Here is a 15,249-nt window from a genome sequence, read left to right as displayed (position 1 = left end):
GAACCCCGTCGATGACTATAAACACCGCGCCATCAGCCATTGCTCTTTCCCCCAAGCCTCAAAACGCTCCAACACGTCCCAACCCAGCCTTGCGTAATAATCACGCTGGCTGTGGGTGTGCAGGAACAAGGTGATGATTCCCACCTCCCGCGCATGGCTGCAGACACCTTCGATCAACTGCGCTGCAATCCCTCTGCGTCGGGCACTGGGGGCGACGAGCACGCAAGCCAGCCACGGCCCCAGCTCTGGCCGATCCGGCAGGTCGTGACTGGCCAGTGAAGCACCACCGAGCAACTGGCCGTGTTCCATGGCGATCAGGCACTTCCAGCGCCCATCGCGCTGCCCTGCGGCGAACTCCTGCTGCCAACTGGCGAGGGATTGCTGGGCAAATTCATAGCTGAATTCACGATGGAGCCACTCGGCCATCTGGTCGCATTTATCCATGTGGTTGGCGAGCCAATCCATTTGTGGCATTTGAAACACTCCTTATTTGTCCTGGGGGAGGGTTGGGGGATCAGCAGGCTGCTGGCCTGTTCTGGTGTGCCGCTATCGCGAGCAGGCTCGCTCCCACAGGATTTTCGTAGTTTGATCCTGAATGGACACACCACCAACCACTCCTGTGGTATCGGCCAATGTGAATCAGTTGAAACACAGAACCTGTGGGAGCGGGCTTGCTCGCGAATGCGGTAGACCAGCCACCATGGATGTTGACTGAAACCCCGCATTCGCGAGCAAGCCCGCTCCCACATTGGTTGTTTTTTTGTTCAGGCAATTTCGTTTTAGATGCCTACCCGCGCTCATTCTCAAGAAATACCCGCCAGCAACCCCTCAACCTATCGTAATCTCGCACCTGTATAAGCCCTAGCCCCGCAACCGGCCGAGATCTCACCCCGATGCCCTCCATCTACCAACTCAAGCCCGCCTTTCAAAACCTGCTGCGCCCCATGGTTCAACGCCTTTACAACAACGGCGTCACCGCCAACCAGATCACGGTGCTCGCAGGCATCGTTTCAGTCTTGGTCGGTGCGGTGATCGCGTGGTTCGCCAGCCATCCGTGGATCTTCGTCCTGGTGCCGATCTGGATGTTCCTGCGCATGGCGTTGAATGCGGTAGATGGTATGTTGGCGCGGGAGTTTGGTCAGCAATCGCATCTGGGCGCCTACCTCAATGAGCTATGCGATATCATCGCCGACGCTGCCCTGATCCTGCCTTTTGCCCTGATTCCCGATGCCAGTCTGTTGCTCGTGTTGTTGGTCACGCTGTTGGCGCTGTTCAGCGAATACGCAGGCGTGCTGGGGGCGATGGTCGGGGCTTCGCGGCGCTATGACGGGCCGATGGGCAAAAGTGATCGCGCCTTCGTGTTGGGCGTGTTGGCGACCGGTATTGCCCTGGGTTGGCTCGGGGCGCTGTGGGTTGATGGTGTGATGGCGGTGGTTGCCGCCCTGCTGGTTTATACCTTGGTCAATCGGGTCCGTCATGGCCTGAGCCAAGTGAAGGAAAACGCTCCCTCAGCATAAAGGAACTTGCAATGCGCGAAGCCCAGGAACTGACGTTCACCACCCACGATGGCGTGGAGTTGTTCTACCGGCACTGGCCGGCTGTCAATGCCTCTGCGGGTGAACCCCGCCAGGCCGTGTTGTTGTTTCACCGCGGGCATGAACACTCCGGGCGCATTGCGCACCTGGTGGATGAGCTGGATTTGCCCGGCTTCGACTTTTTTGCCTGGGACGCACGGGGCCATGGCCAGTCGCCGGGCGCGCGCGGCGACAGCCCGAGCTTTGCCACCAGTGCGCGGGATGTGCAGACCTTCTGCGATCACATCGGCGCCACGCATCAGATCGACGAGTCGAACATCGCCGTGGTCGCGCAAAGCGTCGGGGCGGTGATCGCATCGACCTGGGTCCACGATTACGCACCGCGCATCCGTTCGCTGGTGCTGGCCTCGCCGGCGTTCAAGGTCAAGCTCTACGTGCCGTTCGCTCGTCCGGGCCTGGCACTGATGCGCAAGTTTCGCGGCAATTTTTTCGTCAACAGTTACGTCAAGGCGAAGTTCCTCAGCCATGACCCGGAACGGGTGGCGTCCTACGACAGCGATCCGCTGATCACCAAGGCGATTTCGGTGAACGTACTGCTGGGCCTGTACGAAGCCGCCGACCGCGTGGTGGCCGACGCCCAGGCGATCCAGGTGCCGACGCAGCTGTTGATCTCCGGCTCGGACTTTGTCGTGCACCGCAAACCCCAGGAACAGTTCTTCGATCGCCTGGGCAGTTTGCACAAGGAGAAGCACATCCTGCCGGGGTTCTTCCACGACACCCTCGGCGAGAAGAACCGCGCGCCGGCCATCGCCAGTGCCCGCCGCTTCATCCTGCAAAACTTCGCCCGCCCGCTGGAGCGCCCTTCCCTGCTGGACGCCGATCGCCTGGGCGTGACCTGCGCCGAAGCCGAAACCCTGGCGACGCCGCTGCCGCACAACTCGTTGCGCGACCTGTACTGGCGCATGACCCGCGCCAGCATGCGCTTTGGCAGCAAATTGTCTGCGGGCGTGAAATTGGGCTTCGACACCGGGTTCGACTCCGGCAGTACCCTGGACTACGTCTACCGCAATCGCCCCACCGGCACCTCGGCCGTGGGCAAGATGATTGACCAGAACTACCTGAACTCCATCGGCTGGCGCGGCATTCGTCAGCGCAAAGTGCACGTTGAAGAACTGCTGCGCCTGGCCATGGGCGAGTTGCGCGCCCAAGACCGCGAAGTGCGCATCGTCGATATCGCCGCCGGTCATGGCCGCTACATTCTCGAAGCGCTGCAAGGCGTCAGCCCGTTGCCGGAGTCGATCCTGCTGCGCGACTACAGCGACATCAACGTGCGCGATGGCAGCGCCTTGATCCTCGAAAAGGGCTTGGGTGATATCGCCCGGTTCGTCAAAGGCGACGCGTTTGATCGCCAGGACCTGGCGGCGCTGCAGCCAAAACCGACCCTGGCCGTGGTGTCCGGCTTGTATGAGCTGTTTGCCGATAACCAGATGGTCGGCGGCTCCCTCGCCGGATTGGCCGAAGCGGTAGAGCCTGGCGGTTTCCTGGTCTACACCGGCCAGCCGTGGCACCCGCAACTGGAACTGATCGCCCGCGCCCTCACCAGCCACCGTGCCGGGCAGGCTTGGGTGATGCGTCGGCGTACGCAGGCGGAAATGGATCAACTGGTCGAGGCGGCGGGCTTTCGCAAGATCACCCTGCGGGTCGATGAATGGGGCATCTTCAGCGTTTCGCTGGCCCAGCGAGTGCAGTAATGAGCGCCGTCATCGCTCCGGCCCGCGAGCCCGCACTGCTGAAACCGGCAGTGCTGTGGCTGCTGTTGCTGGCGCCGCTGTTCTTCAGCACCTATGGCTTCGCCACCTGGGTCACCTCCCAGCGTGACGACGTCGGCACGCTGGTGTTCGCCTGGGAAAGCCACATGCCGTTCATGGCCTGGACCATCGTGCCGTACTGGTCGATCGATCTGCTGTACGGCCTGTCCCTGCTGTTGCCCACCAGCCGTGTCGAACTCAAGCGCCACGCCTTGCGCCTGCTCACGGCCCAGGTGATTGCGGTCAGCTGCTTTCTGCTCTGGCCGCTGCGCTTTACCTTCCCCCGGCCGGAAATGGACGGGGTGTTCGGTTGGTTGTTCGAGGTGCTGGCGGGGTTCGACAAGCCGTTCAACCAGGCGCCATCGCTGCACATCGCGTTGCTGGTGGTGCTGTGGGTCTGTTATCAGCGGCATCTACAGGGGTTCTGGCGCTGGCTGATGCACGGGTGGTTCGCACTGATTGGTGTGTCGGTGCTGACCACTTATCAACATCACTTCATTGACCTGCCCACGGGGGCGTTGGCCGGTTGGTTGTGTGTGTGGTTATGGCCGTTGGATCGGCCGAGCCCGCTGCTGAGTGCGCGTCTGGCGACAGACCCTGCCCGCCGGCGATTGGCGCTGCGTTATGGCTTGGGCGCGGCGGCGCTGTTCATCCCGGCGTTTGCCTTGGGCGGCGCGTGGCTCTGGTTGATCTGGCCGGCGGTGGCGGTGCTCATGGTGGCGCTGAATTACCTGGTGTTCGGTGCCGACGGTTTCCAGAAGCGTGTCGATGGCCGCTTGAGCCCGGCGGCGCGCTGGTTGCTGGCGCCTTATCTGGCGGCGGCGTGGATCAATTCCCGCTGGTGGACGCGCCAACATCCGCAACCGGATCAAGTAGCGGATAACGTCTGGCTCGGGCGCATTCCCACGCCGATGGAGCTGAAGGACAGCGCGTTTAGCGGGGTGCTCGACCTCTGCGCAGAACTGTCCATGGACAGCACGGGGGTTGCCTATCGCTCGCTACCGGTGCTCGACCTGACGGCGCCGACCACCGAGCAATGCCTGAAAGCGGCGGAGGCCATCGAAAGCCTTCGTCAGCGCGGGCCGGTGCTGGTCTGCTGCGCCTTGGGCTATTCCCGTAGCGCAACTGCCGTGGTCGCCTGGTTGTTGCACAGTGGTCGGGCAGCGAATGTTGATGCGGCTATCGTGCAAATCCAGCGCGTTCGCCCGCGCATTGTCTTGCATGCGGCGCATCGTCGGGCGTTGGAGCCGTTATCCACAAGCCGGGAGAATGTCCATGATCACTGATATGGAACTGCACACCGTGGCAAGTCTGTTGCGCCGCGGTCAATCGCTGGATCAGTTGTCCACCGGGCTGACGCTGCTGGCGGTGCTGCTGGGGTTGGGGCAGTGGTTGGTGGGGGTCATCGATCCGTGGTTGCTGCTGTTGAGCGCCGTACTGATCGTGCTCGGTGTGCTGGAAAAATACTGGGCGTTGCGCGTGGCATTTGATGCCGATCTGTTTCAGCGCATGGCTGACAGCACTCAATCCCTGGCCGAGCGCACCTACACCTTGGATCAGGCCCTCACCTCCCTGGGCCTGCAACCGGCCGAACGCGCCGGCCGTCTCTGGACCGAACGCCGGCACGGCGCGTTGTTGCTGCTGCGTCGACAGTCGCGATTGCTGGCCGCACAAGTTGTCTTGACGCTGGGCTTCATCCTGGCCAGTCCCTGGCTAGCCTTTTCAGGATAAGGAATCCTCATGTTCGAATCCGTGGTCGCCAACCTCATCACCTCCGCCGCCCGCATGGTCACCGGTGCTCGCAGCCTGTGGCTCGGCTGTGCGCCGACGCAGGTGCAGCGGATCTACTTCGCCAACCACAGCAGCCACGGTGACTTCGTGTTGCTCTGGGCCTCGCTGCCGCCGGCGTTGCGCAAGCTGACCCGGCCGGTCGCCGGTGCCGACTATTGGCAGACCAGCCCGGTGCGGCGCTACATCATCAACCGAGTGTTCAACGGTGTGCTGGTGGACCGCGAACGCAAGGATCCTTCGTACAACCCATTGCAGCCAATGCTCGAAGCCCTGGAGAACGGCGACTCGCTGATCATCTTCCCCGAGGGCACGCGCAACCCCGACGAAGGCTTGCTGCCGTTCAAGAGCGGGATCTATCACTTGATGAAGGCTCATCCCGAGGTCGAGGTGATCCCGGTGTGGATCGCCAACCTCAACCGCGTCATGCCCAAAGGCCGGGTCTTGCCTCTGCCGCTGTTATGCACCACCAGTTTCGGCGCGCCGCTGTGCATCGAAGAAGGTGAAAGCAAAGAGCAATTTCTTGAACGCAGCCGCGCCGCGCTGCTGGCACTGGCCCCGGAGCACGTCTGACATGGATCGATATACCCTGATGTTATTTGGCGGGATCGGCGCGATTCTGGTGCTGGCTTCGCTGATTGGTTTCATTCTCAAGCTGCGCACCAAAGGCGCGCCAAACTCGGTCATCGACAACCTCAACGCGCGGATCAACGCCTGGTGGATCATGGTGCTGGTGATCGGCATTGCGTTCTGGCTCGGCAACGCGGCGGTGATTCTGTTGTTCTACGCGGTGTCGTTCTACGCCCTGCGCGAGTTCCTCACCCTGACGCCGACCCGGCGCAGTGATTATCCGGCCCTGGTGGCAGCGTTCTACCTGGCGCTGCCGCTGCAATACCTGCTGATCTACTACGACTGGTACGGGCTGTTTTCGATCTTCATCCCGGTGTACGTGTTCCTGCTGCTGCCGATCCTGGCGTCCTTGGGTGGCGACAGTACGCACTTCCTGGAGCGCGCTTCCAAGGTCCAGTGGGGGCTGATGATCGCGGTGTTCTGCATCTCCTTCGTGCCCGCCCTGCTGACGCTGGACATCGCCGGTTTCGAAGGGCGCAACCTGTTGCTGATCGCGTACCTGGTGATCGTGGTGCAGCTGTCGGATGTGTTGCAGTACGTGTGCGGCAAGCTGTTCGGCAAACACAAGATCGCGCCGAACCTGTCGCCCTCGAAAACCGTGGAGGGGTTTGCCGGCGGCATTTTCCTGGCCTCGCTGATCGGTGGCGCGCTGTGGTGGATCACGCCGTTCAATCCGTGGCAGTCGTTCCTCATCGCCTTGCTGATCAACCTGCTGGGCTTTGCCGGCGGCATCGTCATGTCAGCGATCAAACGCGACCGCGGTGTGAAGGACTGGGGCCACATGATCGAAGGCCACGGTGGCATGCTCGACCGGTTGGACTCGGTGTGCTTCGCCGCGCCGATCTTCTTCCATCTGGTTCGGTACTGGTGGACCTGAAAAAGTCTGCGGCGAACACCCAACCTGTGAGAGCGAGCCTGCTCGCGATAGCGGTGAATCAGCCAACATCGATGTTGACTGACATGCCCCTATCGCGAGCAGGCTCGCTCCCACAGGGGTTCAGTGCTTAGTGTCAGACAATCAGTCGAGGATCAGATGCGGCAAGAACCGGCTCGAATCCTTGGTGATCAAGCTGTTGTCTTCCCGCACGCCAATGCCCGCCGCCTGGTCGCCGATGACCCAGGAACCGATCAGCGTGTAGCTGTCGTCGAACTTCGGCAGCGGCGCGAATTCCTGGAGAATGAACGGCGCGTCGGTGTAGGGCCCGTCTTCTTTGACGATCAGGCCATCCGCTGTTTGCAGCTCGATGTTGGCGCCTTCCCGGGAAAAGAACGGCTTGCGCACCCAGCCCTTGGGCACGGCTTTGCTGGTGTCGGTATCCAGGTGGGCCGCGAGCAGGTTCGGGTGGCCTTTGTTGAATTCCCACAGCAACGGCAGGATGCCTTTGTTGGAGATGATCGACTTCCAGGCCGGCTCGAAAAACTGCGTATCACAGTGGGCAATCGCTTCACCAAACGGCTCGTGGAAGATGAACTCCCAGGCGTGCAGCTTGAACAGGTGCGGAATCCAGCGTTCCTCCAGGTCGACGAAACGCCCGTCACTGTTGAGGCCGATGTCTTCGATATCGATGTGCCGCGATTCGATACCGACTTTCTCCGCGATCAGCCGCAAGTAATCCGTGGTGCCTTTGTCCTCCACCGAGCCTTTCATCGAAGCGAAGTAAAACGGTTCCTTGAGCTGCAACTGGGCAAAGGCCTGGTGCAGCTTGGTGTCGATGCTGTTGAACTGGTCGGCATGCTTGGGCAGCAAGCCGCGCTCGATGCATTGCTCCAGCCAGCCCCACTGAAACGCCGCGGCTTCATAGAGGCTGGTCGGCGTGTCGTAGTTGAGCTCCAGCAACTTGGCCGGGCCGCTGCCGTTGTAGGAGAAATCCATGCGCCCATACAGGTGCGGGTGGCCTTCGAGCCATGAAGTGCGCACCAGGTCGAAGAACGGCGCGGGAATGCTCAGGCGCTCCAACAGCTCTTCGCTTTGTACCACGCGGGCCACGAGGTCCATGCACATGTCATGGATCTCGGTGGTCGGGTCTTCCAGGTCGTCCTCGATCTGCCTGAGGGTGAACTGGTAGTACGCGCTTTCGTCCCAATAGGGTTCGTTATCGATGGTGTGGAACAGAAAGCCGAGCTGTTCGGCGGTCTGTTTCCAGTCATGACGTTCGGCGCAATGGATCTTCTTCATGGCGCTGGTTCCTCAACCGCCGGAGCTGCTCGAACCACCCCAACCGCTGCGGGCGCTGGACTTGCTACCGAAGCCACCGCGAGACGTGGAGGAAGCGACGGACATCGCTTTGCTGCTCTTGATGGAATCGGTATAGCTGCCATACCGCGCCTGGTTGGACTTGGTGAAGGTCGAGCCGCTGGAAACCCGCTGGCTGAGCGTCGAGGAACCGTAGTCGCCACGATCATCGCGGTAACGGTAGACCGGTTCGGAGTAATAGCTGTTGCGGTTGCCGCTCAGCATGTTGCCGATCAACAGCCCGGTCAGCAGGTTGCTGAAGCCCGAACCACCGACGTTCGCTTCCGAAGCCGGCAATTGGGCCCGGGCGGCGTCGACCTGGGATTGCGTGACCTCGCCATCGGCGCTCAGCTCAAATCCACCCAGCTTGGGGATGAACTGGCCGGCCGAGTCCTGCTGGCACCAATCGGGGACAAAGTCGGCATCGCAATCAGCCTGGCTGGCGTACGTCGGCGCGATGCGACGATGCTCGCTCATGGCGGTCATGTAGGCGTCGGCGCAAATGTCCACCGGCAGCTTTTCATCGACACATTGCTGCACGGACTGGAAGTTGTACTTCTTCTGCAACTTGTAGGTTTTTTCCGTCGGCCCGCAGCCGGATATCGCCAGGGCGACCGACGCGGCCAGCGAAAGCTGAACGTACTTGCTTCGTTTCATCGGGTTCTCCGTGGCGCGATCAGTTCGTGGAAGGCGTCATGCACGCGGCGTTCAACATGCCGACGCTGATGGCCACGGCGGCGATGTAGATACCGGCGGCGATTTCACCGTTCTTGATGCGCGCCGAAGCGCCCTTGAGCACCAGGCTGGTCACCAGGAACGCCAACAACTGAACGACAGCGGCGATCACCGCCCAGACGACGAAGTCCAGCATGCTGATCGAGTAGGCAATCACGTTGCTGGCCGGGATGGCAAAACCGATGAGGGCACCGCTCAGGGCGATGGCCGCAGCCACGTTGCCCGAGCGGATCAGTTCGAACTCTTTGTGCGGCGTGACATGGATGTAGATGAACTGAAACAGTGCGAACAGCACGGCGGCGCCGAGGATATACAAAACGAAGCCGAACACGGCGGCCTTGTTCAGGGAAATGGAGAGCGCTTCAAGCATGGACTTCTTCCTTATTCAAAGAGTGTTCAGGTCAGTGGTGTACAGCGAAATACCCAGCGAAGTGCTCAGACTGACGGAGCCTTCGGCGTCCTCTTCGACGGAGAACAGCAGGAACTCCCGGCGATCCGTCAGGCCGGTATCGCGGGCGTACAGCATCGAACGGTGCTCGACACTGTAGGACTCGTCCGGATTGCTCACGCGTTCGCTCAACCCCACCAGTTCGGTCTGGCCCGCCTCGGTGCCCCATTCGCGGGTGTACTCGACGCCGTTGTGGGTGTAGGTCGGCAGGCCGATCAGGCTTTCAGGGCCGGCCAGCCGGCGCAATTCCGCTTCACTGTTGAGGGTGACGTAGCTGAGGTAGTTGAACAGGATCACCGACTCGACCTGCCCGGCGATGTCGCCGCTGGTGTGCACTTGCAGCCAGTAGTCTTCGTCGTTCATGTAACAGCGTGTCAACCAGTTCGATTGCCCGAGGTCGACGATGCCCAGGCTCCAGATCTGTTGAGAACCGGGAATGACCACGGTGCTGTTGCCATCGAGCAACAACTTGAGTGTGGAATCGAACATGACCTGTTTGCCGGAGGCCAGGCCCAGCGGCCCGCTGATCGGCGCGCCATGGCTAGCTGTCGTGTTCGCGTTCGGGGCCTCGAGCCCCATCAATTGTTTAAACCACCCCATGGGAAATTTCCTTCAGACGCGTGGAGGCGATGTAGAAGAGTTCTCCGCCCACGACACGCGTAGCGCCGGGCGGGTTGATCGACGGGTGTCGGGCGCCCTTGGCGCGGTAGCCGATAAGCGTAGCGTTGTGCTGCTCTTTCATCCGGTTATAGAGCTCGCCGAACGTCGCCTCGAACGCCTCGGGCAGCTTCATCAGGTACTGGGTAGCGCCTTGACCTACGCAGAGCAATTCATTGATGACCACTGACGAGCCCGGATCCTGGGAGGCACGCACCAACATTTCGATGGCCATGCTGGAGGTGCATTCCAGGCTCGGCGCGTAGGCGCTGGCGAGGGCGGCGATTTCGCTGTCATTGAAGTGGGCGACCACATGCCCGACGGGGCCCAATTGATTGACCGCCAGTACGGTGGCCAAGGTCAGGTCGTCGGAATGGGTTCGCACCAGCACGCGTTCGGCGCCAGGCACGCCGGCACGCTGTAGCAGTGCGACGGAGGACAAGCTGTCGCCCTTGATGAACGAGGTCTTGCCGGGCATGGGGTTTTCTTCGAGATCGCAATCGCAGATGACGATCAGGTTGTCATTGGAGGTTTCGTCCTGCAGCAGCAATTCAATGACCCGCTCGCTGGAGGCGCCCTCCCAACCGATGAGAACCGTGTGGCCGACCTTGCCGGTGAAATCGCCCTTTCCCTTCATGCCTTTTCTCCATACATCGATGACGCTGCTGGTGGTTTTGCCGATGGCTGCCGTCAGCAGCGCGATACCCCCGAGCATGACCCAGGTAGCCACGAACACCCGTCCCGCTGCTGTCTGTGGCGCGAGATCGCCATAGCCGACGGTGAGCGTGGTGGTGAGATAGAAGTAGGTAAACGTGGCGGCGGCGATCAGGTGTTGCTCGCCTATCAGCACCAGCCCGATCCAGGCCGTAGACAGGTGCACGCCCAACGCAATGGCCAGTCCCGCCCAGCCGAACCGATGGAAGAAGGACGAAGCGTACGAGCGCAACAAAAGGAAAATCGACATTTCGTCCCTGACTCCGTGGGGCTTGGTTCCTGGCGGGCTCATCGCTCTGGCGTCTGAGGGCTCGAGCGTAGTGGCCGGACAGCATTAAACCTGTTGCGGCGCTTGGATAAAAGTACCTGAACCACAATTAAATCCATGGCGTGCCGGACACTATTGTGGCGAGGGAGCTTGCTCCCGCTGGACTGCGCAGCAGGCCCCATTTCTGGAGCCGCTTCGCGTCTCAGCGGGAGCAAGCTCCCTCGCCACGGGTTCGGTGCGCTCAGCGATTACTCAGCCGATTTTTTCTTCAAGCGTTCCAGGATCGCATTGGCGCTGCCTTCGTTCGGCGTGATGCCGGCATCGCGCAGCTTGCGCTCCAGGTCGGAGCCGGTCGAAGCCTCGGCCAGTTCGTCCTGGGCTTGCAGCTCAGCGGCGCGTTGCTGTTGCTTGGCTTGCAGACGGTTGAGCGTACCGACGGCGGTTTCCAGCTTGCCATTGGCGCCACCACTGGCGATCGAAGCACTGACCTGGGCCTTCTGCACGCTTTCGCGCGCCTTGGCCATGTCCACTTGCTGACGCAGGCTCTTGATGCGGCTTTCGGCCTTGGTGATGTCTTTACGCATGTTGTCCGCGTAACCGCCGAATTCGGTCGCGTGCTTTTGCTCGGCGTCCAGTTCGTTGGTCAGGGTCGAAATGGCTTCAGCCACTTCCAGCGCCAGGTCCTCGCGGTTGGCCTGGATCGCGGCCAGGGCCTTGGCTTCCAGGTCCTTGATCTTGGCGTTGTATTCACCCACGCGATCAGTCGCCAGCTTGTGCTTGGCCATGATGGTGACCAGCTCACGCTTGGCATTGGCCAGCGCGCTGTCGGCGTCGCGAATTTCCTGGTCGAGGATGCGCAGGGCCTGTTGGTCGACGATCGATTCGCCGACTTCGTTGGCGCCGCCACGCAGTGCGGTGAACAACTTGCTCCAGATGGACTGAGTCATTGGATGGTTCCTATTCGGCGAATTAAATGAAGAAGCGTTCGAAGGCTTCGCTGGCGCGCTGGACGTTGTCGACGAGGGTTTTGACCTCGGTCACGACGTTGGTCAGGCTGGAATCGGAGCTCAACGCGCCGAACATGTTGTAGACCACCTGGCCGTTGGGCATGGTCTCGATGCCGATGGACGACAGCGGGAACATTTCCCGGCTGCGCAGCACGGCGTCGTTGAAGGCCGCGACGTCGCTGATCGACTCAACGTCCACCAGGACGGTATCGACGATGATCTGATCACCCACCACGGCGATGTAGATCGGCAAGCCACCGAAGTCATTCATTTCCAGCTTGATGCTGGACTCGGAGCCTTGGACGAGGGAAAGAGTGATGTCGTTCGCGACCACTTCATCCAGGGCCTGGAGGGCGCTGTAGAGGCGATCGATGTTCCAGTTATTACCTGCGCTCATGTAATTCTCCGACATGAATGAGCCAGCCAGAATCGGTTGGCGTAGCTGTTTCTCCATTTGCTTGAGCAGGCTTCGGTTTTCGGGAAGCACCCAAGTCTCGTGTTTCACATACCCGGCGGCACTCAGGCCCGCGCGCATCTGCTTCATGTAAAAGCTCGATGGTTTTTTCGCGGCGGGCTTGGAGCGCTCTCCCGTGCTGCTCATTGAATCGTCATCAGGCCCGCCTGGCGGATCCGATGGAGAGCTGGTTTGCATGGTACTGACCCCACTGTGAAAAACTCACGCGTGAGAAACACTACAGGTAGTTTCCAAACCTCACAATAGCTCACGCGTGAGATTTCTTCGGAGCAATTGACGACCCCTGTGGGAGCGAGCCTGCTCGCTCCCACAGGGTTTTCGAGCGTTCACAGATCAGGCATCCACCATAGATCCTCTGTGGGAGCTGAGCTTGCTCGCGATGGCGGTGGGTCAGCTTGCATTGATGTTGGATGCTAGACCGTCATCGCGAGCAAGCTCGGCTCCCACAGGGGATCTCCACAGGCTGTAAATTCAGTTGTGGCTGCGACGATGCCTTACGGATAGCTGAAGCTTTTGACCAACGTCAGTTCCCCCACCGCCCGCATCGGCACCACGAAGGTTTCCATTTTCTCGTTTGGCGTGCCTTCTTCGGTGATCACGGTGACTTGTGCCGTGGTCAGGGCCTGTTGCGCTTGTTCACCACCGCCCTCGCCTTCCTCGCTGTCTTCTTCACTGCGATAACCGCCGCCGTAGTAGTTCACGTACACCAGGTATTGGCCTTTGATCGGCGCGGGCATGGAGAAGATCTCCGGGCCGTAGCCGGTGGTGACGTCGACATCGAGGGCCGCGCCGTTGGGGGCGACGCGGTCGCCGTACCAGATGTGGGCGCCGTCCGGGGTGACGAGGTGCAGGTCCAGGTCGGTGCCGTCGCTGTCCCAGTTCAGTAACACCCGTAGCTTGGCCGGAGTGGCGCCGCCGCTGGTGTTAAGGAACTGTGTGCGGTGGCGCTGCTGGCCGTCGGCGCTGCGCACTTCGACGCTGTTGCTGCCGTTGGGGAACGAGAACGGCCGGTCGAAGCGTCCCTCGTCATCCAGCTTCAGCGGCAGGCTCACACCGTTGACGATGAGTTGGCCCGGCGCGTTGCCATCCTTGGGCGCGCTTTTGATCTGGCCGCTGATGCGGGCGGTGTCGGCCTGGCCTGGGGGCGTATTGACTGACGAGGCCGGGTAGTTGACGGTCTGGCTGTAGTTTTCGCCTTCGCCACCCGGCGCACCGCTGCGCCAGCCGCCGACCGGGGTGTCGAGCCTGATGGAGTCGGCGGCCATGGCCGGTGGCAACGCGGTCAGGGCGCAGAGCAACAGCAAGACCTGTGGATAACGGAGTGTCATGGTCTATTCCAGCAAGAGGTGACGGGCGAGCCCTTCGATATAGTTTTCGTCCTGGCCATTGGGATGAGCTTCGAAGGCCAGGTGCAGATATTCATGAGTCAGGTCGAGGCGGTCTTGCAGCGACAGCACGCCGCGCACGTAGATGCGCTGGCGTTCGCGGTCGACGTAAGGCCGGCCGAAGGCGACGCGGCAGACGGCGAAAGCGCTGATTTCGTTGTAGCCCACTTCACTTTCCAGCCGCTCACGCCAGCCGCGCCGCTGTTTCAGCAGCCAGTCCTGGGCGGCCGGCAGTGCTTCGCAGGACGCCACCGGATTGTCCCAGCGGCTGAGGCTGGCACGCGGGTAGGCGTGCAGCAGAATGGCGTCGTAGCGTTGGCCGGCATTGGCTTGCTCCACGGCTTGAGCCCAGGACAGTTTGTCCGGGCCGGGCTGATCGGAGTGGTAGGTGACATCGGTGCCGGCCAGCACCAGGTCGCTGGTCCAGGCGGCAATGGCGCGGGTTTCAGGCGCCGCCGGGCGCGGGGCGACGCGCTGGCGATGGCTGCTGTCGTCGATGCTCAGGCAGTCGCCGTTGCGTTGGGCGTTTTGCAGCAGGTAGGTGCGGATCGCCACGGCCAAGGCCTTGGCCGCTTCGGCGGGTTCGGCCTTGGCTTCGCGCTGCAGAACCCGGGCGACGTACTCTTCCCGGTCCAACCGCGCCACCAACTTGCCGGGCATCAGGAACAACTCGCCGTCGCTGTGGATATCCAACTGGTTGCCGTTGCTGAACTCGACGCGATAATCGCCGCGCAGTTGGCCCGGTGTAGCCGGGCGGTCGCCGGCCATCACCCGTTGCCAGGGATAACGGGCAAACAGCCCCACCTCCACGCAACGCCCGGTTTCCGCCGGCCAGCGCGAGGGCAATGCCGCCGCCAACCCGTCGCCGTACACCTTCAATACCTGCTGGCTGGTACCGCGTCCGCCAGCCCACACCGGGGTGCCATCGGCCAGCCAACCGGCGAAACCGCCCTGTCGAGAGGAAGGTCCCTGGTCACCCAGCCAGCTCCAGGTCTTGACCCGTAGGCGACTACCCAACTCACCCACCAGCCGCCCGTCCGCCGCGCTGAGCACCACGTCCAGCAGCACCCGGCGCGCCTGGTCCTGGGCCGGCAAGGTAGCCAAGGCCTTGAGCAGTTCCGCGACCGGCACCTGCGTCTGCGGTTGCAACGCAGGCAAATTCAACAGCCACGCTGGCGCCTGACGGGCCTGCCAGTAATCGCGCCAGTTCGAGGCCGAAAGCCCGAGCCGCTGCGGCTCGAAATACAAGCCGCAGGATTTCACCAGCGCCTGGTCGCGAGCGATGCTCTGCCCGGCATTGCAGCAATAGACCTCTTCCTTCGATTCACCGCGACACTCGTAAACCGGCTCGCGGGCGTCGGTGTCCACCAGCCAGGCGTAGACGAACAGTTTCCACAGGCTGCCCAGCGGCGCCTGCAAGGAATCGGGCAACGGCTGGCGGTCCAGCACCTGGGTCTGGCTCACTCGCAGCAACTGACCATCGAAGGCCAGGCGCAACGGCTCGTCCTGCGCCGTTGCCAGCGCAGGGATCAAGCACAACAGCCAGCCAAACCACCGCCTGCGCAT

At 61.8% G+C, this 15,249-nt stretch carries 16 protein-coding genes; 6 read left to right on the top strand and 10 right to left on the bottom strand.

Going from position 1 to position 15,249, the window contains the following annotated elements; translation table 11 throughout:
- Nucleotides 1-15: 15 nt before the first annotated feature.
- Nucleotides 16-474 (bottom strand): GNAT family N-acetyltransferase, encoded by a 459-nt coding sequence (locus GN234_RS21925; protein ID WP_116833557.1) that lies wholly within the window; start codon nt 472-474, stop codon nt 16-18.
- Between the two features lie 419 nt (nt 475-893).
- Between GN234_RS21925 and GN234_RS21920 the strand changes: the two genes are divergently transcribed.
- From GN234_RS21920 to GN234_RS21895, 6 genes are read left to right on the top strand one after another with little or no spacing between them, the layout of a single operon-like run.
- Nucleotides 894-1,517: a CDP-alcohol phosphatidyltransferase family protein gene (locus GN234_RS21920; RefSeq protein ID WP_109756465.1), complete on the top strand. Its 624-nt coding sequence runs from the start codon at nt 894-896 to the stop codon at nt 1,515-1,517.
- 11 nt (nt 1,518-1,528) lie between these two features.
- Complete coding sequence (locus GN234_RS21915) at nt 1,529-3,286, top strand: bifunctional alpha/beta hydrolase/class I SAM-dependent methyltransferase (protein ID WP_116833558.1); 1,758 nt, start codon at nt 1,529-1,531, stop codon at nt 3,284-3,286.
- Entirely contained in the window at nt 3,286-4,629 is a 1,344-nt protein-coding gene (locus GN234_RS21910; RefSeq protein WP_109756463.1) for a phosphatase PAP2/dual specificity phosphatase family protein, read from the top strand. Before GN234_RS21915 ends, GN234_RS21910 begins: the two co-directional genes overlap by 1 nt.
- Entirely contained in the window at nt 4,619-5,074 is a 456-nt protein-coding gene (locus GN234_RS21905) for a hypothetical protein (protein ID WP_116833559.1), read from the top strand. The genes GN234_RS21910 and GN234_RS21905 overlap by 11 nt, the downstream gene beginning before the upstream one ends.
- A gap of 9 nt (nt 5,075-5,083) precedes the next feature.
- Nucleotides 5,084-5,704, top strand: coding sequence for a lysophospholipid acyltransferase family protein (locus GN234_RS21900; protein ID WP_176689058.1), 621 nt, complete (start codon nt 5,084-5,086; stop codon nt 5,702-5,704).
- A 1-nt stretch (nt 5,705) separates the two neighbouring features.
- Entirely contained in the window at nt 5,706-6,638 is a 933-nt protein-coding gene (locus tag GN234_RS21895; RefSeq protein ID WP_109756460.1) for a phosphatidate cytidylyltransferase, read from the top strand.
- A gap of 141 nt (nt 6,639-6,779) precedes the next feature.
- Here GN234_RS21895 and GN234_RS21890 read toward each other — a convergent pair whose 3' ends face one another.
- The 9 genes from GN234_RS21890 to GN234_RS21850 form a co-directional block, all read right to left on the bottom strand.
- Nucleotides 6,780-7,937, bottom strand: a complete 1,158-nt coding sequence (locus GN234_RS21890; RefSeq protein WP_109756459.1) for a glutathionylspermidine synthase family protein — start codon at nt 7,935-7,937, stop codon at nt 6,780-6,782.
- Nucleotides 7,938-7,949: 12 nt separating this feature from the next.
- Nucleotides 7,950-8,651: a DUF1190 domain-containing protein gene (locus tag GN234_RS21885; protein WP_109756458.1), complete on the bottom strand. Its 702-nt coding sequence runs from the start codon at nt 8,649-8,651 to the stop codon at nt 7,950-7,952.
- Between the two features lie 19 nt (nt 8,652-8,670).
- Nucleotides 8,671-9,099, bottom strand: coding sequence for a DUF350 domain-containing protein (locus tag GN234_RS21880; RefSeq protein WP_046064802.1), 429 nt, complete (start codon nt 9,097-9,099; stop codon nt 8,671-8,673).
- A 15-nt stretch (nt 9,100-9,114) separates the two neighbouring features.
- Nucleotides 9,115-9,777, bottom strand: coding sequence for a DUF2491 family protein (locus GN234_RS21875; RefSeq protein WP_176689057.1), 663 nt, complete (start codon nt 9,775-9,777; stop codon nt 9,115-9,117).
- The gene (locus GN234_RS21870) at nt 9,764-10,798 is read right to left on the bottom strand and encodes an ion channel (RefSeq protein ID WP_176689056.1); all 1,035 of its coding nucleotides are present in this window, start codon (nt 10,796-10,798) and stop codon (nt 9,764-9,766) included. The genes GN234_RS21875 and GN234_RS21870 overlap by 14 nt, the downstream gene beginning before the upstream one ends.
- 266 nt (nt 10,799-11,064) lie before the next feature.
- Entirely contained in the window at nt 11,065-11,763 is a 699-nt protein-coding gene (locus GN234_RS21865) for a PspA/IM30 family protein (protein ID WP_003185899.1), read from the bottom strand.
- Nucleotides 11,764-11,785: 22 nt separating this feature from the next.
- The gene (locus tag GN234_RS21860) at nt 11,786-12,367 is read right to left on the bottom strand and encodes a YjfI family protein (RefSeq protein ID WP_092258175.1); all 582 of its coding nucleotides are present in this window, start codon (nt 12,365-12,367) and stop codon (nt 11,786-11,788) included.
- Between the two features lie 425 nt (nt 12,368-12,792).
- Complete coding sequence (locus tag GN234_RS21855; RefSeq protein WP_176689055.1) at nt 12,793-13,626, bottom strand: YfaP family protein; 834 nt, start codon at nt 13,624-13,626, stop codon at nt 12,793-12,795.
- A gap of 3 nt (nt 13,627-13,629) precedes the next feature.
- Nucleotides 13,630-15,249, bottom strand: a complete 1,620-nt coding sequence (locus GN234_RS21850; RefSeq protein WP_176689054.1) for a DUF2300 domain-containing protein — start codon at nt 15,247-15,249, stop codon at nt 13,630-13,632.

It is taken from the genome of Pseudomonas bijieensis (assembly GCF_013347965.1).
Taxonomy (GTDB): Bacteria; Pseudomonadota; Gammaproteobacteria; order Pseudomonadales; family Pseudomonadaceae; genus Aquipseudomonas; species Aquipseudomonas bijieensis.
Note: the sequence above shows the minus strand (reverse complement) of the source record. Positions and strands in the feature narration are given on the sequence as shown.